The organism is Acidovorax sp. Leaf73 (assembly GCF_916855635.1).
GTDB lineage: Bacteria > Pseudomonadota > Gammaproteobacteria > Burkholderiales > Burkholderiaceae_C > Acidovorax > Acidovorax facilis.
The window spans coordinates 286,959-304,299 of sequence record NZ_CAKASI010000004.1; the positions used below are offsets into that span (position 1 = coordinate 286,959).

The window sequence follows — 17,341 nt, forward strand, 5'->3', positions numbered from 1 at the left end:
CGCACTGCGGCGATCCAACGGGAATTATCCGCGTGATCCTGCGCCACACCTTCACCCCCCACAACAACACCCGACTCACGCACCTGTGTGGCCCGGCCGACGCGCACCTGCGCACCATCGAAGTGGCCCTCTCGGTGAGCATTGCGCACCGGCATGAGCAGTTCAAGGTGGACGGCCCCAAAGCGAAGGCCACGCAGGCGATGGAGCTTTTGCAGGCGCTGTATGAGATGGCCGAACGCCCGATCACCGAGGACCACCTGCAGCTCATGCTGGCCGGAGACTCCGCCCTGGTGGAGGCGCCCGAAGGCGCCATTGTGCTCAACACCCGCCGGGCCGACCTGCGCGGCCGCACGCCTACACAAAACCTGTACCTCGAAAACATCGCCAGCCACGACATCACCTTTGGCATCGGCCCTGCAGGCACCGGCAAGACCTATCTCGCCGTGGCCTGCGCCGTGGATGCGCTGGAGCGCAGCGCCGTGCAGCGCATTGTGCTGACGCGCCCGGCCGTCGAGGCGGGCGAGCGCCTGGGTTTTCTGCCCGGCGATCTGGCGCAAAAGGTGGACCCCTACCTGCGCCCGCTGTACGACGCGCTGTACGAACTGATGGGCTACGACAAGGTGATGAAGGCCTTCGAGCGCAATGCGCTGGAAATTGCGCCGCTGGCCTTCATGCGCGGGCGCACGCTGAACAACGCCTTCGTGATCCTGGACGAAGCGCAGAACACCACGCCCGAACAGATGAAGATGTTCCTCACCCGCATCGGCTTTGGCGCCAAGGCCGTGGTCACGGGCGACGTGAGCCAGATCGACCTGCCCAAGGGGGCCATGAGCGGCCTGATTGATGCAGAGCGGGTGCTCAAGCGGGTGAAGGGCATCTCCGTCACCCGCTTCACCACGGCCGACGTGGTGCGCCACCCGCTGGTCGCGCGCATTGTGGATGCCTACGACGCGCCGCGCCGCGCCCCGGCTTCTCGCAGCCGGGACTAGCACTATCATTTTGATAGCTTTCAGCGCTTATCCATCAAGCGCTGACGGCCAAAAACAGCAAAAATGACTTTAAACCAACTCTCCTTGTCGCTGCAGTTCGGCCCGTTCGACGGAGCCGCCGCCCACCGCGCCGTGCTGCCACGCCACAAGGTCACCCGCTGGATTCGCCACGCGCTGGCCACCGATGCCGAGATCACCGTACGCATCGTAGGGGCCGAAGAAGGCCAGCAGCTCAACCGCGAGTACCGCAAGAAGGACTACGCCACCAACGTGCTCACCTTCGACTACACCCAGGAGCCCTTGGTAACGGCCGACCTGGTGCTGTGCGCCCCCGTGATCGAGCGCGAGGCCAAAGAGCAGAACAAAAGCCTGGAAGAACACTACGCCCACATGCTGGTGCATGGCACGCTGCATGCCCAGGGCTGGGACCACGAGACCAGTGAAGAAGATGCACAGGCCATGGAGTCCTACGAAACGGACATCCTGCGCGAACTGGGGTTTGCAGACCCTTACGCCACTGGTCTATAGCTCCCCTGTTGCGGGAGGCACTCAGCCCCAGTCTTTGGAACACAGACCAAAACGTCCCGGAAACAAAAGGTATCAGTTCTTCTGTTCCTTTACCAGGTGGTATAAAAGTTTCCAACTTTCAGGGAGTTGGAAATGATGCTTTTACCAGATGTGAAGGCACGGCGCATGCTGCTGCGCGCCTTTCAGTTCAGTGCAACGGGTGTTTTTGCTGCTTTGGCGATCAGCGCCTGTGGTGGAGGCAGTGGCGATGCGTCCCTGGACAAAACAACTGCCCCCTCCGGCTTCTCGGTCAGCTACGACACCAAGGGCTACCTGTTCCACTGGAGCGCTACGGCAGGCGCCACACATTACGAACTGGTGGAGGACCCAGACGGCCTCGGCCCCTTGCCCGAAGCCCAGGTGGGTGGAGCCATCGCCCCCAACAGCTACGCGCACAGCCTGGCCGCACAACTGTTGTACGAGCGTGTGAACGCCAGCTACCGATTGCGCGCCTGCGATGCCAGCGGCTGCGGCGCTTTCACCAGCGCCGTGGTGCCCGACTTGACCCGTGCCATCGGGTACTTCCGGGCCAGCGCGCCTGCACCCCGCTGGTCCGGACGCTTCGGAACCCATGACTTCGGCAGGGGTGTGGCGTTATCGGCCGATGGCTCTACCCTGGCAATCGGTGCACCCGGGGACAGCAGCGCGTCGCACGGCATCAATGGCGATCCATCTCCATCCGAAGCAACCCACTATAGCGGCGCAGTCTACGTGTATGCCAGAGTCAACGGCCGGTGGGATCAGCAAGCCTATATCAAGGCCAGCAACCAAGGCGGCAGTTTTGGTGCCACCGTGGCCCTTTCGGCGGACGGCAACACACTGGTCGCAGGCGCGCCCGCCGAATCGAGCAATGCGTCGGGGGTCAATGGCAATCAGGCCGACACATCCGTATTTGGTGCGGGGGCCGCCTATGTGTTCAGGCGCACAACGGGAACCTGGGCGCAACAGGCCTATATCAAACCCGTGCTGGAGGTGTTGCAACCCAGCACCTTTTTTGGGTCAGCCTTGGCCCTCTCGGCAGACGGCAAGACATTGGCCGTGGGATCGCCCGGCGAATACAACGGTCTCAATACACCCAGTCAGGTCAACTTTGGGGGTGCGGTCCATGTGTACGCGCGCAACAACGACACATGGACCGTCCATAGCCGGGTCACTTCCAGCGAAGCCGAAGATAGTGACCACTTTGGCACCCAATTGGCCATCTCGGGAGATGGGCAGACGCTGGCCGTCGGCGCCCCCCACAGAAAAGGCTTTCTGGCTCCAGATGCCCTCCACCCGAGTGGGCGGTATGTGAGCAGCGTGGGGGCGGCCTATGTCCTGACCCGCAATGGTGCAACCTGGACTCAGCAAGCAGCGTTGAAACCCCCGGTCATCGAATACACCGCTTTCGGCACCGCGCTCGCACTGTCTACCGACGGAAACACGCTGGCGGTGGGCGCTCCTGGATATACCGATGCCGTCACGCCGCGCCCAGTTTCCCCTCCGGACACGGCTGCGCCGGGGACCGTGTACACATTCCACCGGCAGGTCGGCCAATGGAGCCAGCAGACACTCCTTAAACCCACCATCTCCGAAAAATTGGAGGGATTTGGCCGAACGCTCGCAATGTCGGCGGACGGCCGCACAGTGGCCGTGGGGGCCCCTGCGGAAATGAGCAAGGCCGTCGGCATCAATGGCGACCCAATGGACAACTCCGCAAGGCTCGCGGGCGCTGCCTATCTCTTCACGCAAAACGGCAACGCCTGGAGCCAGCGGGCCTACCTCAAGGCCAGTAACACGGCCAGCCACATTGATTTCAGCCAGGCCATAGCACTATCGGCAGATGGAAATACGCTTGCAATAGCCTCTCGATCTGAGGCCACCAGCGCAACAGACCCCAACACCGTTCAGACTGGAACCGGCGGTTCGGTGTACCTGTATTGACGGCCTCGAGCGCGATGTACCCATAAGCACCCACTGACCCGGCGCGCAGAAACGAAACTTCACCAGGAAACAACCATGGTATTGATCCCCCGGCGCCTGAGCGCATTGTTGCTCGCTGCGCCCCTGGCTCTGGCTTTGACGGCCTGCGGTGGCTCCGGCAGCGCCCAGCCCTCTGATCCTGCGCCCCCCGGCCCCGTGTCCCCCACGGGCTTCACCGTGGGCTATGACGTCAAGGCCTACAACTTCAGCTGGAACCCCAGCACCAACGCCACACGGTATGAACTGTTCGAGGACCCCGATGGCGCAACGGGCTCCCAACCAGAGGTGCAGATCGGAGGCACGCTTGCAAACACCGCTTACGCACACAGCCTGACATCCCAGTTGTTGCACGAGCGGGTAAATGCCAGCTACCGCGTGCGCGCCTGCCATGCCAGCGGCTGCGGTGCCTTTACCGCCGCGCTGGTGCCCGACCTCACGAAAGCCATTGGCCAGATCCAGCCCAACCACACGGGCCTATCGGCACGATGGGGCAGCAGCGTGGCCCTTTCTGCAGACGGCAGCACCCTGGCGGTGGGGGCGACGGGCGACGACAGCGGCGCGACCGGCATCAATGGGGATCCGGGGAACGCCGCAGCGTCCGGCTCCGGCGCCGTGGTGGTGTTCGTGCGCAGCGGCGGCGGCTGGACCCAGCAGGCTTACATCAAGGCCAGCAATACCGCGTCCGAAACGTCATTTGGCTTCAGTGTGGCACTGTCGGCCGACGGCAATACGCTGGCCGCGGGCTCCATTGGGGAACGTGGCGGTGCCACGGGCATCAACGGCGACCAGATGGACACCTCCAAGCCGGGCAGCCCCGGAGCGGCGTATGTCTTCACCCGCAGCAACAGCCAATGGACTCAGCAAGCCTATGTGAAACCGAGCAACACCGGCGTGGCCCAATCGTTCGGCTGGAGTGTTGCGCTGGCGGCAGATGGCAACACGCTGGCCGTAAGCGCGGTGGGTGAATCCAGCAACGCCACCGGCATCCATGGCGACCAGACGAATTCCGTGATGCCAAGCGCTGGGGCTGTTTACGTATTCAGCCGTTTTGCGAACACCTGGAACCAGCAGGCCTATGTGAAGGCAAGCAACACCGAGCAGACGCCCGAATACGTGACAGCCCCGGGGTTCATCAACGTCATCGCCAACGCCCAGCAATTTGGCACCAGCCTGGCCTTGTCAGCCGATGGGAACACGTTGGCGGTTGGTGGGCTGGGCGAACGCAGTGCGGCAACGGGCATCAACGGCAACCAGGCAGACAGGTCCGCGAACAAAGCGGGGGCCGTATACCTGTTCACGCGAAGCAGCAGCGTCTGGATCCAGCAGGCTTACATCAAGGCCAGCAACACCGATGCCAACGACTTTTTCGGTTATCGCCTCGCCCTTTCAGGCGACGGGGCAACACTGGCTGTGGGCGCGCAGGGCGAAGCCAGCAAGGCCACGGGCATCCAGGGGGTGCAGAGTGACAACTCTGCACAAGGAGCCGGGGCCGCCTACGTCTACACGCGCGGCAGCGTCGGCTGGAACCAGCAGGCCTATATCAAGGCCAGCAATACCGACACGGGGGACGTGTTCGGCAATGCCCTGGCGCTATCGTTTGACGGCAACACACTGGCTGTGGGCGCCCCCCAAGAGGCAAGCAGCGCCACCGGCATGAATGGCAACCAAGCCGACAACACCGTCTGGCAGGCAGGCGCCGCGTATATCTACCGCCGCGACGGCAGCACCTGGAACCAGCGCGCCTATGTAAAGCCAATGAGCACCAAGATGTCGCTGGCCTTCGGCCGGACCCTGGCCTTGTCGGCCGATGGACACACGCTTGCCGTCGGGGCAGACAACCAGTTCGACGGTGCGCTGTATCTTTACTGACCGCCCTCGAGAAGAAAAGCACCGCTACCATGCTTTCGATCCTCCGGTGCCTGGGCCTCCGGTCCCTCGGCACCCTCAGGCATCGCCGTGGACAATGACGTAAAGGACTACAACTCCACCCGGAACGTCAACGCCACACCGTACGAGCTGTCATGTGGACGTTGGCCATCGGACGTACGCAGACAAAACTGTTGCACCCGCGCCAGCGCTAATGACCGCTGCGCCGCCTTCTAATATCGGTGCATGTTTAACACCGCCCTGCTGCTCACCGCCGCCTTCGTTGCCGGCGCCCTCAACGCCGTCGCCGGAGGCGGCAGTTTTCTGACCCTGCCCGCCCTCGTCTTCACCGGCGTGCCGCCTGTGGTGGCCAATGCCACGGGCACGGTGGCCCTGCTGCCCGGCTACATGGCCGGCGCATGGGGGTTCCGCGAAGACACGGCCCCGCCGCCGGGGCTGTCGATGCGCTTGTTGGTGGTGCTCTCACTCATCGGGGGCGCGGCCGGGGCCGCGCTGCTGCTGGTCACACCCGACGCCACCTTCCGCCGCGTGGTTCCCTGGCTGCTGCTGGCGGCCACGGCGCTGTTTGCATTCGGGCCGCAGCTGCGCCGGATGCTGGCGGGCGGCAAACCCTCCACCGCCAAGGCCACGGTGGGCGTGCTGGCGGTGGCCGCCTATGGCGGCTACTTCAACGGCGGGCTGGGCATTTTGCTGTTGGCCCTGTTTGGCCTGCTGGGGCAGACGAACCTGAACGCCATGAATGGCCTCAAGAACTGGGTGTCGGCCCTGCTTACCGCCATTGCCGTGCTCATCTATGCGGCAGGTGGCGTGGTGCTGTGGCAGCAGGCGCTGATGATGATGGTGGCCGCCACCGCAGGCGGGTATGGTGGTGCACGCGTAGCGCGCAAGCTGCCTGCTAACGTGCTGCGCTGGGGCATTGTGGCTACCGGGCTGGTAATGGCCGCTCTGTTCTTCTGGCGGCAGTGAGCGGCAGCCCCCTGCCGTCCTCGTCGGCATCTCCATCCCTTCCTGCGGACAGCGGCCGGCCATCACCGCGTGCGCTGTGGGCCATGCTGCTTGCGCTGCTCAGCGGGTTTGCACTGAGCCAGGCCTTTCGCACCACCACGGCCATGGTGGCCCAAGGACTGACGGCAGACTTCGGGCTCTCGCCAGGGTCGCTGGGCGCGTTTGCGGGGCTGTTTGGCCTTTCCTTCGGCGTGGCCCAGTTGCTGATGGGCGTGGGGCTGGACCTGTACGGCCTGCGGCGCACGGTACTCACGGCGTTTCCGCTGGCGGTTGCGGGGTCGGCGCTCTCGGCCACCGCGCCGACCTACCCCTGGCTGATGGCAGGGCAACTGCTGATCGGCGTGGGCTGCTCGCCCGCGTTTCTGGCCTGCACGCTGTTCATTGCACGGCATTTTCCAGCGGACCGGTTTGCCTACCTGTCGGGCGTGGCGATGGGTGTGGGTGGCCTGGGCCTGCTGTTCACCGGCACGCCGCTGGCCTGGCTGGTGCAACACGGCGGTGGCTGGCGCACGGGTTATGCCGTGTTGGCGGTGCTCAGCGCGCTGTCGTGGCTGCTGATCTGGCTGCGCGTGCACGAGCCCACCCCTCTGGTGCCGCCCCCGGCGCAGCGCGAAACCTGGGGCCAGGCGCTGCTGGGCTTTGGCCAGCTGCTCACCGTGCCGCACACCTGGGGCATTCTGCTGCTGGGCATGTCGGGCTACGCCGCATTTTTGTCGCTGCGCGGCCTGTGGCTGGCACCGCTGCTGATGGACCGCTACCACCTCTCGCTGGTAGACAGTGGCAACGTTGCGCTGGGGCTCTCGCTGATTGCCCTCTTCGCGCCGGGTCTGGGCGGTCGGCTGGACCCGGGCATCGCCCGCCGCAGGCGCTGGATCGGCAATGCATCGCTGCTCATGGCGAGCCTGTTCATGGTGCTGGCGTTCCTGCACGGGAGCGCTGCGGCCAGCGTGGTGCTGATTTTGCTGATGGGCCTGCTGTCGGGCTATGGCGTGCTGCAGTACGCCGATGTGCGGGCCTCCTATCCGCCTACGCTCACAGGCCGGGCACTGTCGGCCTACACCATGGCGATGTTCCTGGGTGTGGCGCTGATGCAGTGGTTCACTGGCATCGTCGCCACCTGGGCGCAGCGCCAGGGGTGGGATGCCTACACGGCCGTCATGCTGGCCATTTCCACCTGGCTGGCACTGGCGTCGGCAGGGTTCCGGGTGCTGCCGGTGTCGCCCTTGGTTTCTCTCGAAAATAAAAGGAAAACAAGGCCATAGCGCTTATCCATCAAGCGCTGAATGCTATCTTTTTTGACCACTAAGCCGCTGTAGGAGGTATCCGCAGCGGGATGGTCACCGGGCCGTCATTGATGAGGTGCACCTGCATATCGGCGGCAAACTGGCCCGTGGCCACCTCGGGGTGCACCTTGCGCGCCTGGGCAACCACATAGTCGTACAGCCGCCGCCCCTCATCGGGTGCAGCCGCCTGGGTGAAGCTGGGGCGGTTGCCGCCGGTGGTGTCTGCCGCCAGCGTGAACTGGCTGACCAGCAGCAGGCCGCCACCGGTGTCCTGCACGCTCTGGTTCATCTTGCCTGCGGCGTCCGAAAAAATGCGCAGCTTGAGGATCTTGGCCAGCAGCTTGTCGGCCTCCATCTCCGTGTCACCGCGTTCGGCACACACCAGCACCAGCAGGCCTGCGCCGATGGCGCCCACAGTCTGCCCGTTCACATCTACGCGCGCTTCGCGCACACGTTGCAATACGCTGATCACTTCACGGCATCCTTCAAATCGTCACGGGGATCATCAAAATGCGCTTCCACATCGGTGGGCAGCAACTCAATGGTGGCGCGCAGGCCGGGTACGGCGGTCATCAGCGCACGCTCGACCTGGCCGCGCAGTTCGGCGGCGTGCCGCAGGGTCCAGTCGGCGGGCATGTGCAGGTGCATGTCCACAAACTGGCGCTGGCCCGCACGGCGGGTGGAGACATGGTCAAACCGCACGGCACCGGGCGCCTGCGATAGCACAAACTGCTGCAACGTGGCGTCGATGGTGGCCTGCACCTCGGGCTCTACCGCTGAATCCATGAGGCCCTGGGAGGATCGCCACACCAGCTCCACGCCCTCTTTCAGGATATTCAGCGCCACGGCAATCGCCGCCAGCGCATCCAGCCACAGCCAGCCCGTGAGGGCCGCGCCCGCAATGCCCACCAGCACACCGGCCGAGGTCCACACGTCGGTGACGAGATGGCGCGCATCGGCCTCCAGCGCGATGGAGCGGTACTCGCGGGCCGAGCGGAACATGAGCCACGCGAGAAAGCCATTGAGCGCCGAACTGAGCACCGACAGGCCCAGGCCCCAGCCCAGCTGTTCGATGGGCTGCGGGTCCATCAGCCGGTGCCCGGCCGCCCATAGGATGCCCGCCGACACCCCCACGATGAGGATGCCTTCGAACCCTGACGAAAAATACTCAGCCTTGTGGTGGCCGTAGGGGTGGTCGTCATCCGCAGGCCGCGCCGCCACGGTCACCATGGCCAGCGCAAACATGGCGCTGGCCAGGTTGACAAACGACTCCATCGCATCCGACAGCAGGCCCACCGAGCCAGTGACCACCCAGGCCAGCGTCTTGAGCGCGATGGTGATCCCCGCCACCGCAATAGACGCCCACAGCAGATTGCGGGGTGTGAGCCATTGGTGAGGCTTTGGAGCAGGGTTGGACATGGGTGGAGGTATTGGAGGAGCAGCGCTGAAGAACCGAGCCGGAATTACACCAGAGCGGCCTTAAGACCCGCTTTACGCCGATTGCTCAGACAGCGCTACCTTCGGCGAAGCGCGTCCCGCGCAAGCCCCCATGCCAGAATCCGCACATGATCCCGGCATGGCGCCGCCGCCTTCCTTCGTACCGCACCCTGCATCTCCCCAGCCTGCTGCTCTGGGCCGTGGTCGCATGCGCAGGCGCCAGCTGGCTGGCCGTCGCGCGTTTGCAGCAGCTGCACGCAGCGTTCGAGACCGACGCGCGCATCGTGCACCGGCTACTGAGCCAGCGTGTGGTGCAGCACGATGCCATCATGGCCACGCTGGCGTTGCTGCAGCCCACCGCTGCAGCGAGCAACGGCACCGACGCCGCATCCCCCCTGCCCCGCCTGCCTTCGGTCTACCCGCAAATTCTGGCGGTGCTGCAGCGCACGGCGCAGAGTGAATGGCCCCCCGCACTGCAGGCAGAACTGGCGGCCGCTGAAGCCTCCTCACGCCGCACCGGCCATGCGACCATGGCAGGGCTGAACCTGCCCGCAGGCCGCTATCACCTGGTGCTGACAGGCACGCCCGCCAGCTACGCACTGCACATCGACCTGCGCAGCACCATTCCCATGGACGAGTGGCCCATGGACAGGTCCACCAGCCCCGTGCGCGTGACGCTGGAGCGCGATGGCGAGGCTTTCGTCGTACAGCCGGGCCGATCCGAGGTGGGCGCCTGGAGCCGCACCTACGAGTTTCACAAGCTGCTGGCGGCACCAAGCCAGCCGCTGGACGTGGTGGCCCGCCGCAGCGTGGGCCTGAACGAGCTGCCGTGGTGGGGCATGCTGGGCTGGTGCGTGCTGACCGCTGCGCTGTGGGCTGCAGGCCACGCACTGTGGCGCCAGCGCGTGGCCCGCCAGCGGGCCGAAGAGCTGCTGCGCCTGGGCCAGGTGGCACGCCTGAACACACTGGGCGAGCTGGCCGCCGGCATGGCGCACGAGTTGAACCAGCCGCTGACGGCCCTGCTGTCGAGCACCCAGGCCGCCCAGCGCCTGCTGGCCGATGAACCGCCCGACCTCGACACCGCCCAGACGGCCATGGCCCGTGCGGTGGAGCAGGCACGCCGCGCCTCCACCGTGGTGGGTCGCCTGCGCCGCCTGGTGGAGCGCCCCGACCTGGCAGGCCAGGCCCAGCCGCTGGCGCTGCCCACGGCCGTGCACGACGCGCTGCACCTGCTGGAGCCCGAGCTGGCCCAGCGGGGTGTGGTGCCCAGCGTGACCACCGCCCCCGACCTGCCCACCGTGCTGGCCGAGCCTGTGGCCCTGCAGCAGATCATCCACAACCTGCTGATGAATGCATTGCAGGCGCTGGAACAGGTGCCAGCCACCGAACGCCAGCTGCACATTGCCATGGCGCGCACCGATACCGGGCACGTGGCCCTGTCGGTGCGCGACCACGGCCCGGGCATACCACCCGAGGCCCGCCAGCGCCTGTTCGAGCCGTTCTACACCACACGCACGGGCGGGCTGGGACTGGGCCTGACACTGTGCGACAGCCTGGCGCAGGCCATGGGCGCGCAGCTGGCCCTGGCGCCGGAGGCCGCTGCGCCAGCCCAAGACCTACGGGGCGCAGAGTTTGTGCTGACCCTGCCCACCGCACCGCCCGCCCATGACCGATAGCGCGCCATCCCTCTCGCCCCTGATCCACCTGGTGGACGACGATGCCGCCGTGCGCGACAGCCTCTCCCTGCTCATCAGCACCGTGGGCCTGCGCGTACAGGCCTGGGCCGACCCGCAGTCCTTCATGGCGGGATTTGACCGCGCCAGCATCGGCGCCATCGTGCTCGATGTGCGCATGCCCGGCATCAGCGGTCTCACGGTACTCGAGCAGCTGCTGGCGCAGGGCGTGGACCAGCCGGTGATCCTGCTCACCGGTCACGGCACGGTAGAAATGTGCCGACGCGCGTTCAAGACCGGTGCGGCGGAGTTTCTCGAAAAGCCTGTGGATGACGAAGTGCTGATCGAGGCGCTGCAGAACGCCGTGCGCCAGCACGTGCGATCCCGCGAGCGCCACCAGGCCGACCAGCAGGCACGTGAGCGTTTTGCGCAGCTCTCGGCCCGCGAGCGCGAGGTGCTGGGGTTGATCGTCGAAGGGCTGACCAACAAGGAAATTGGCCGGGCGCTGGAGCTGTCGCCCCGCACGGTGGAAACGCACCGCGCCAACCTGTTTGGCAAGCTGGGGGCGGAATCGCTGGCGCAGCTGATACGGCGGTATGCGGCGCTGGTGGATGCGGCATCCTGAGCTGCTTTGCCAAGGCCTTCCGTAGTTTTACGGAGGCCCGCGCGTAGCCGCCCGAATGGCTGAAAACCGCAGCGTTTTCTACAGTTCTCCCACGGCGCCACAACGGGTGGTGCCGACGTCAAAAACACCGGAGAACACCATGCAAAACCGCCTCGCCACCATCGCCGCCCTCACCCTGTCCCTGATCGCCACAGCGGCCAGCGCCGAAGGCGTACGCATCGAAAAGAACATCTCGCTGGACCTGGCCACGCAGATCGCCGCGCAAACCGTCGCCACCTGCAGCGCCAACGGCTACAACGTGACCGCCACCGTGGTGGACCGCGCAGGCACCGTGCGCGCTGTGCACCGCGCCGACAACGCAGGCCCCCACACGCTGGAAGCCAGCCGCCTGAAGGCCTACACCTCGGCTTCGGCCAAGAACACCACGCTGGCCATGATGGAAGGCGCCCAGAAGAACCCTGCGGCGGCCAACCTGGTGCACATCCCCGGCTACCTGCTGCTGGGCGGCGGCGTGCCGGTGAAGGTGGGCAATGAGGTGATCGGTGCCGTAGGCGTGGGCGGTGCACCCGGTGGCCACCTGGACGAGCAGTGCGCCGTGGCCGGCATCGCCAAGGTGCAGGATCTGCTGAAGTAACCCCCCGCCCACACCTGCAACGTACGCCATCGGAGACACCCATGAAGCACTGGAACCTTGTATTCACACTGGCCGCTGCACTGGCCTGTGCCACCACGGCCCAGGCCCAGGTGCCTCCGACGGCTGCCGAAACAGCGGCCTACCAGGGCCTGCATGCCGCTGCGGCGCGGGGTGACATGCCGACGTTGAACAAGCTGATTGCCGCAAAGGGTGATCTGAACGCCCGCGACGCTTACGGCCGCACACCGCTGCATGTGGCCACATACGCCCGGCAGGCCGAAGCGATCCGCGCCCTTGCCAAAGCGGGCGCTGGCCTGGACCTGCTGGAAAACGACCGTTACGACGCCGTGACCATTGCCGCCGTGGCCGACGACGAGGCCACGCTGCGCGTGCTGCTGCAACTGGGCGCCAGCGCCAAACAGGTGACCAGCCGCTACGACGGCACGGCGCTCATCGCCGCTGCCCACCTGGGTCACGACGGCGTGGTGCGGCAGCTGATCGCCGCTGGCGCGCCGCTGGACCATGTGAACAACCTGCACTGGACGGCGCTCATCGAGTCCATCGTGCTGGGCAACGGCGGCCCGCGCCACCAAGCGACACTGCAAGCCCTGCTGCGGGCGGGTGCGAGCCAAACGCTGACCGACCGGCAGGGCAACACGCCGCTCCAACTTGCACGGCAGCGCGGCTTCAGCGAAATGGTGCGGATGCTGGAAGAGGCAGGCGCCAGGTAAAGAGACGGCGGGTGCGGGAAGCACCCATGCCAATGCCCCCATACGCACTTCGCTTCAGCGGTACAGCTTAGCGCCCGCCATGCGCACCTTGTCGGCGCGCGCCGCGCCCAGGGCCTCCACCACCGGCTCCCACACACTCGCGTAGGCGGGCATGGCGTGCGGAGCAAACGCCGTATGGGGCCAGTCCGAACCCCACACCAGCCGCTCACCCATCAGCCCGGCCACGCGGCGGATCGCGCCGTGCAGTTCGGCGTAGGGCGCCACGGCCTGCAGGCGGTACCAGCCCGACAGCTTGACCCACGCCCCCAGGTCGGCCAGCCTTGCCAGCGCCTGCCAGGCCGCATCGTCCTGCGCCAAGGCGGCGTGCATCCCCGCCAGATGGTCCAGCACACAGGGCAGCCCCGTTTGCGCATGCAGCTGGGCAATCTGCGCGAGTTGTGCGGGTGCTGCGTACCACTGCACATGCCAGCCCAGCGCCTTCAGGCGGGGCGCCAGCGCCTGCATGGCCTGCGCCCCGTTGCCCACGGGGGACACCAGATTGAAACGCACGCCGCGCACGCCCAGGGCGTGCATGGTCTGCAGCACAGCATCCGCAATGTCGGTATCCACCACCACCACCGCGCGGTGCCGACCCGGTTCGCGGGCCAGGGCGTCGAGCACCAGCCGGTTGTCGGTGCCATACACGCTGGGCTGCACCAACACGAGGTGGCCCACGCCCAGCTTCGCGGCTTCTGCCTCAATGCGTTCGAGAGGCTGGTGCGCAGGCTGGTAGTGCCCGGCCTGAACCGGGGCGGCGGCATCAAACACATGGATGTGCGTGTCCCATCCCTCCAGGGCATCCCGCAACGGTGTGGATGTGGCCAGCGCACCCATGGGTCAGCCCACCACGATCTTGCGCTCACGGATGACCTTGCCCCACTGCGCTTGCTGGGCCTGGATGAACTTGCCCGCACTGGCCTGGGTGGCATCGGGAAAGGCATCGCCGCCCAGCGCGCGGATGCGGCCCAGCACCTCAGGGTCTGCCAGCGCCTTGCGGATGGCGTTGACCAGCTGCGTGCGCACCTCGGGCGCAATGCCCGCCGGAGCCAGCACGGGGTTCCACTCCAGCACTTCGTAGTCGGCCACGCCGGCCTGCGCCATGGTGGGTACATCGGGCAGCGAACGGGCGCGCACGGCGCTGGTCACTGCCAGCGGTCGCAGCTTGCCCGCCTGGATGTGGCCCAGGGACGAGGCCACATTGGCAAAGAACAGCGGCACCTGGCCGCCCATCACGTCGTTCATGGCAGGGCCGCCCCCACGGTAGGGAATGTGGGACAGCCGCACGCCTGTGCGCTCTTCAAACAACGCCCCCGCCAGATGCTGGGCCGAGCCATTGCCGGACGACGCATAGGCCACGTCCTCGGGCTTGGCCTTGGCGCGTGCGATGACCTCCTTGACGGAATTGACGCCGAAGCCCGGGTGGCACACCAGCACGTTCGGAAAGGTCGCCAACACGGCCAGTGGCGCAAAGGCCGCGTTGCTGTCGTAGGGCAGCTTGGGGTAGAGCGATGGATTGACAGCGAACGACGATGCATCGAGCAGCAGTGTGGTGCCATCCGGCGTGGCACGGGCCACCGCCGATGCGGCCAGCTGGCCGCTGGCGCCGGGCTTGTTGTCCACCACCACGCCTTGCCCCAGCGCCTCGGCCATGCGGGGCGCGATGATGCGGGCCATCAGGTCGGCACCGCCGCCTGCCGGGTAAGAGACAACCAGGGTCACGGTGCGTCCGCCGCCCACGCCCGCGGCGCGGGTGTGCACCCAGGGGGCGGCCAAGGTGGCGCCCACGGCAGCCAGCGCCGCGCGGCGCGACAGACCAGGGGGGTTCAGAGGATCGGACAGATGGTGCATACAGGTCTCCTTGGTTGAGTTTTCAGGCGTTCAGGGGGCCACGCAGGAAGCTGGCGCTCCAAGTCCAGCAGGGGGGGGTGGAACTGGCTTGCCAGGCCACGGCCCCCCCCCCGCGGTTGTCGTTCATGTAATGGTCACGGTGTAGTGAAAGGCATGGGCATCGCCGCGCGTGGTGCGCCATTCGACGCAGCGCCCGCCCAGGTCGTAGGCGGCCCGTTGCACCACCACGCCCGGATGGCCTGCGGCCAGCCCCAGGGGGATGGCCTGAGCGGCCGTCAGCACGGCAAAGCCAATGTCGTCCACGGCACGGTGCACATGCACGCCGCAGCGCCGCGCGAACATGGGGTACAGCAGGTCGTCCCATTCGGCGGTGCTGCCTTCGGCCAGGGGAGCAAACACATCCAGCGGCAACCACAGCTCTTCCAGCAGACAGGGCTGGTCGGCCAGCAGGCGCAAACGCTGCAGCCGCAGCACCATCTCGCCCGTGGCCAAGCCCAGCCTGCGGGCCACGGCGGCCGGGGCCGCCACGCGCTGGCGTGACAGGATGCGCGAGCGTGGCATTTCGCCACTGCCGCTGTCAAACCTAAAAAAGCGCAGCATCGACGCACCGGCAATCCCTTGGCGCACAAAGGTGCCCCGGCCGTGTATGCGTTCTACCAGGCCTTGCGCCACCAGGAGTTCCAGCGCACGGCGCATGGTGCCCAGCGCCACCTGGTGCTCGGTGGCCAGCAGGCTTTCTGCCGGCAGGGCCGAGCCGGGTGGCCACTCCCCGGCCACCACGCGGGCACGCAGGGCGGCGGCCAGGGCGGCGTAGCGGCTCAGTCCCGGGGCACTGGCAAAGGCAACAACTTTGTGGGATGTGGTCATGCCAAGAACTATAGTCCTCTATAGGTCTTGACGCAATGCGCAGATGTCACAGGCGGCGTGAAAAAACAGCTGCGGAAATGATCCGCCGCCGGGCAGAACCTGGTAACTATCAAACAGATAGCAACAAATGACACCCATCAAGCGCTGGCGGCATTTTTCACCCAAACTTTCACCTGCCACCAGCGCAGCCAGCCTCCGCGCAGCGGCGCTGGCCCCACGTGAGCGCCTCAGAGGCTGAGAGTTTTTAGGCGAGCCCGAAAAGCGCGCGAAAACGCCTCGGATCTGGGCGCAAAGCACAGCCACAGCTCGGGCTATGGCGAGCATTTGCAACGACGAGCCGGGGCGTTTTCGCGTGCAAGGCGGGCATGGATAAAAGACTCTCAGCCTCTCAGTCCGTGACGAGCCGCGCCTTCACGGTCTTGCCCTTCACGCGGCCCTGGTTCAGGCGCTGGGCGGCCTGGGCGCCGATGGCGCGATCCACCGCCACGTAGGTCGAGAAGTCGTTCACATTGATCTTGCCGATCTGCTCGCGGGTGTAGCCCATCTCGCCGGTGAGCGCGCCCAGTACGTCGCCCGCACGGATCTTTTCCTTGCGGCCACCGATGATCTGGATGGTGACCATGGGCGGCACCAGCGGGCCGCTGCCCGTGGGCGTGAGGTCCGCCACCGGGAACCAGCGCGACTCGCGGCCCTGCAGTTGCTCGATCTTGCCCACGGAGCCCATCTCGTCCAGGCTGGCCAGGTTCAGCGCCAGGCCGTCGGCATCGCCCCGGCCGGTGCGGCCAATGCGGTGGATGTGCACCTCGGGGTCGGGCGTCACATCCACGTTGATCACGGCGGCCAGGTTGGCAATGTCAAGGCCCCGCGCGGCCACGTCGGTGGCCACCAGCACCGAGCAACTGCGGTTGGCAAACTGCACCAGCACCTGATCACGCTCACGTTGTTCCAGCTCGCCAAACAGCGCCAGCGCGCTGAAGCCCTGGGCCTGCAGCACCCCCACCAGGTCGCGGCACTGCTGCTTGGTGTTGCAAAAGGCGATGGACGATTCTGGGCGGAAGTGGTTGAGCAGCTGCGACACCGTGTGCAGGCGCTCGCTGTTTTTCACCTCGTACCAGCGCTGCTCGATCTTGCCTTCGGCATGCTGCGCCTGCACCGTGATCTGCTCGGGCGATTTCATGAACTGGGCGCTGAGCTTGGCGATGCCCTCAGGGTACGTGGCCGAAAACAGCAGCGTCTGGCGCTCCTTGGGGCACTGCTTGGCCACCACGACGATGTCGTCGAAGAAGCCCATGTCGAGCATGCGGTCGGCCTCGTCGAGCACCAGGGTGTTGAGCGCATCCAGCGACAGGTGCTGGCGCTCCAGGTGGTCCATCACGCGGCCGGGCGTGCCCACCACGATGTGCGCGCCATGCTCCAGGCTCAGCGTCTGGGCGCGCAGCGGCACGCCGCCACACAGGGTCACGACCTTGATGTTTTCTTCGGCCCGTGCCAGGCGGCGGATCTCGGTGGTCACCTGGTCGGCCAGCTCGCGCGTGGGGCACAGCACCAGCGCCTGCACCGCAAAACGGCGGGGGTTGAGGTTGGCCAGCAGGGCCAGGGCAAACGCGGCGGTCTTGCCGCTGCCGGTGCTGGCCTGGGCGATCAGGTCCTTACCCAGCAGCGCGGGCGGCAGGCTGGCCGCCTGGATGGGGGTCATGGTGGTATAGCCCAGCTGCTGCAGGTTGGCCAGCGTGGCGGGGCTCAGGGCCAGCGTGCTGAAATCAGTGCGGGCTTGGTTTTCTTTGGAGGTCATGG

Annotated in this window: 16 protein-coding genes; 10 read left to right on the plus strand and 6 right to left on the minus strand. The window is 66.4% G+C overall.

Annotated elements, in window-relative coordinates; translation table 11 throughout:
• Positions 1 to 32 precede the first annotated feature (32 nt).
• From LPA35_RS14590 to LPA35_RS14615, 6 genes are all read left to right on the plus strand, one after another.
• Entirely contained in the window at positions 33 to 989 is a 957-nt protein-coding gene (locus LPA35_RS14590; RefSeq protein WP_055396485.1) for a PhoH family protein, read from the plus strand.
• Between the two features lie 63 nt (positions 990 to 1,052).
• Positions 1,053 to 1,517, plus strand: a complete 465-nt coding sequence (gene ybeY / locus LPA35_RS14595; protein WP_228897466.1) for an rRNA maturation RNase YbeY — start codon at positions 1,053 to 1,055, stop codon at positions 1,515 to 1,517.
• A gap of 132 nt (positions 1,518 to 1,649) precedes the next feature.
• Positions 1,650 to 3,479, plus strand: a complete 1,830-nt coding sequence (locus LPA35_RS14600) for an FG-GAP repeat protein (RefSeq protein ID WP_228897467.1) — start codon at positions 1,650 to 1,652, stop codon at positions 3,477 to 3,479.
• A gap of 75 nt (positions 3,480 to 3,554) precedes the next feature.
• Entirely contained in the window at positions 3,555 to 5,387 is a 1,833-nt protein-coding gene (locus LPA35_RS14605) for an FG-GAP repeat protein (protein ID WP_228897468.1), read from the plus strand.
• Positions 5,388 to 5,630: 243 nt separating this feature from the next.
• Positions 5,631 to 6,371, plus strand: a complete 741-nt coding sequence (locus LPA35_RS14610) for a sulfite exporter TauE/SafE family protein (RefSeq protein ID WP_176888182.1) — start codon at positions 5,631 to 5,633, stop codon at positions 6,369 to 6,371.
• Between the two features lie 11 nt (positions 6,372 to 6,382).
• Entirely contained in the window at positions 6,383 to 7,672 is a 1,290-nt protein-coding gene (locus LPA35_RS14615) for a nitrate/nitrite transporter (protein ID WP_228897699.1), read from the plus strand.
• A gap of 40 nt (positions 7,673 to 7,712) precedes the next feature.
• Here the strand turns inward: LPA35_RS14615 and dtd are convergent, their stop codons facing one another.
• Positions 7,713 to 8,165 carry a D-aminoacyl-tRNA deacylase gene (gene dtd / locus LPA35_RS14620; RefSeq protein ID WP_228897469.1) on the minus strand — a complete coding sequence of 151 codons (453 nt, stop codon included), beginning with the start codon at positions 8,163 to 8,165 and terminating at the stop codon, positions 7,713 to 7,715.
• Positions 8,162 to 9,112 (minus strand): cation diffusion facilitator family transporter, encoded by a 951-nt coding sequence (locus LPA35_RS14625; protein WP_121422165.1) that lies wholly within the window; start codon positions 9,110 to 9,112, stop codon positions 8,162 to 8,164. The genes dtd and LPA35_RS14625 overlap by 4 nt, the downstream gene beginning before the upstream one ends.
• A gap of 146 nt (positions 9,113 to 9,258) precedes the next feature.
• Here LPA35_RS14625 and LPA35_RS14630 point away from each other — a divergent pair, with 146 nt between their 5' ends.
• The 4 genes from LPA35_RS14630 (at position 9,259) to LPA35_RS14645 (ending at position 12,793) form a co-directional block, all read left to right on the plus strand.
• Entirely contained in the window at positions 9,259 to 10,806 is a 1,548-nt protein-coding gene (locus LPA35_RS14630) for a sensor histidine kinase (RefSeq protein WP_228897470.1), read from the plus strand.
• Complete coding sequence (locus LPA35_RS14635; protein ID WP_228897471.1) at positions 10,796 to 11,428, plus strand: response regulator transcription factor; 633 nt, start codon at positions 10,796 to 10,798, stop codon at positions 11,426 to 11,428. The genes LPA35_RS14630 and LPA35_RS14635 overlap by 11 nt, the downstream gene beginning before the upstream one ends.
• Before the next feature lie 139 nt (positions 11,429 to 11,567).
• Complete coding sequence (locus LPA35_RS14640) at positions 11,568 to 12,062, plus strand: heme-binding protein (protein ID WP_228897472.1); 495 nt, start codon at positions 11,568 to 11,570, stop codon at positions 12,060 to 12,062.
• Between the two features lie 41 nt (positions 12,063 to 12,103).
• Entirely contained in the window at positions 12,104 to 12,793 is a 690-nt protein-coding gene (locus LPA35_RS14645) for an ankyrin repeat domain-containing protein (protein ID WP_228897473.1), read from the plus strand.
• 54 nt (positions 12,794 to 12,847) lie between these two features.
• On the opposite strand, the gene LPA35_RS14650 is transcribed toward LPA35_RS14645, so the two are convergent.
• The 4 genes from LPA35_RS14650 to dbpA form a co-directional block, all read right to left on the minus strand.
• A complete protein-coding gene (locus tag LPA35_RS14650; RefSeq protein WP_228897474.1) occupies positions 12,848 to 13,666 on the minus strand; it encodes an amidohydrolase in 819 nt (272 codons plus the stop codon).
• Positions 13,667 to 13,669: 3 nt separating this feature from the next.
• Entirely contained in the window at positions 13,670 to 14,680 is a 1,011-nt protein-coding gene (locus LPA35_RS14655; RefSeq protein ID WP_228897475.1) for a tripartite tricarboxylate transporter substrate binding protein, read from the minus strand.
• 123 nt (positions 14,681 to 14,803) lie between these two features.
• Entirely contained in the window at positions 14,804 to 15,547 is a 744-nt protein-coding gene (locus LPA35_RS14660; protein ID WP_228897476.1) for a GntR family transcriptional regulator, read from the minus strand.
• A gap of 388 nt (positions 15,548 to 15,935) precedes the next feature.
• Entirely contained in the window at positions 15,936 to 17,339 is a 1,404-nt protein-coding gene (gene dbpA, locus LPA35_RS14665; protein ID WP_228897477.1) for an ATP-dependent RNA helicase DbpA, read from the minus strand.
• Between the last annotated feature and the right edge of the window lie 2 nt (positions 17,340 to 17,341).

Coding starts and splice junctions, on each gene's coding strand:
- LPA35_RS14660 (WP_228897476.1), bottom strand. CDS start 15,547: ATGACCACATCCCACAAAGTTGTTGCCTTTGCCAGTGCCCCGGGACTG.
- LPA35_RS14655 (WP_228897475.1), bottom strand. CDS start 14,680: ATGCACCATCTGTCCGATCCTCTGAACCCCCCTGGTCTGTCGCGCCGC.
- LPA35_RS14610 (WP_176888182.1), top strand. CDS start 5,631: ATGTTTAACACCGCCCTGCTGCTCACCGCCGCCTTCGTTGCCGGCGCC.
- LPA35_RS14640 (WP_228897472.1), top strand. CDS start 11,568: ATGCAAAACCGCCTCGCCACCATCGCCGCCCTCACCCTGTCCCTGATC.
- LPA35_RS14635 (WP_228897471.1), top strand. CDS start 10,796: ATGACCGATAGCGCGCCATCCCTCTCGCCCCTGATCCACCTGGTGGAC.
- LPA35_RS14600 (WP_228897467.1), top strand. CDS start 1,650: ATGATGCTTTTACCAGATGTGAAGGCACGGCGCATGCTGCTGCGCGCC.
- LPA35_RS14605 (WP_228897468.1), top strand. CDS start 3,555: ATGGTATTGATCCCCCGGCGCCTGAGCGCATTGTTGCTCGCTGCGCCC.
- ybeY (WP_228897466.1), top strand. CDS start 1,053: ATGACTTTAAACCAACTCTCCTTGTCGCTGCAGTTCGGCCCGTTCGAC.
- LPA35_RS14645 (WP_228897473.1), top strand. CDS start 12,104: ATGAAGCACTGGAACCTTGTATTCACACTGGCCGCTGCACTGGCCTGT.
- LPA35_RS14625 (WP_121422165.1), bottom strand. CDS start 9,112: ATGTCCAACCCTGCTCCAAAGCCTCACCAATGGCTCACACCCCGCAAT.
- LPA35_RS14630 (WP_228897470.1), top strand. CDS start 9,259: ATGATCCCGGCATGGCGCCGCCGCCTTCCTTCGTACCGCACCCTGCAT.
- LPA35_RS14650 (WP_228897474.1), bottom strand. CDS start 13,666: ATGGGTGCGCTGGCCACATCCACACCGTTGCGGGATGCCCTGGAGGGA.
- dbpA (WP_228897477.1), bottom strand. CDS start 17,339: ATGACCTCCAAAGAAAACCAAGCCCGCACTGATTTCAGCACGCTGGCC.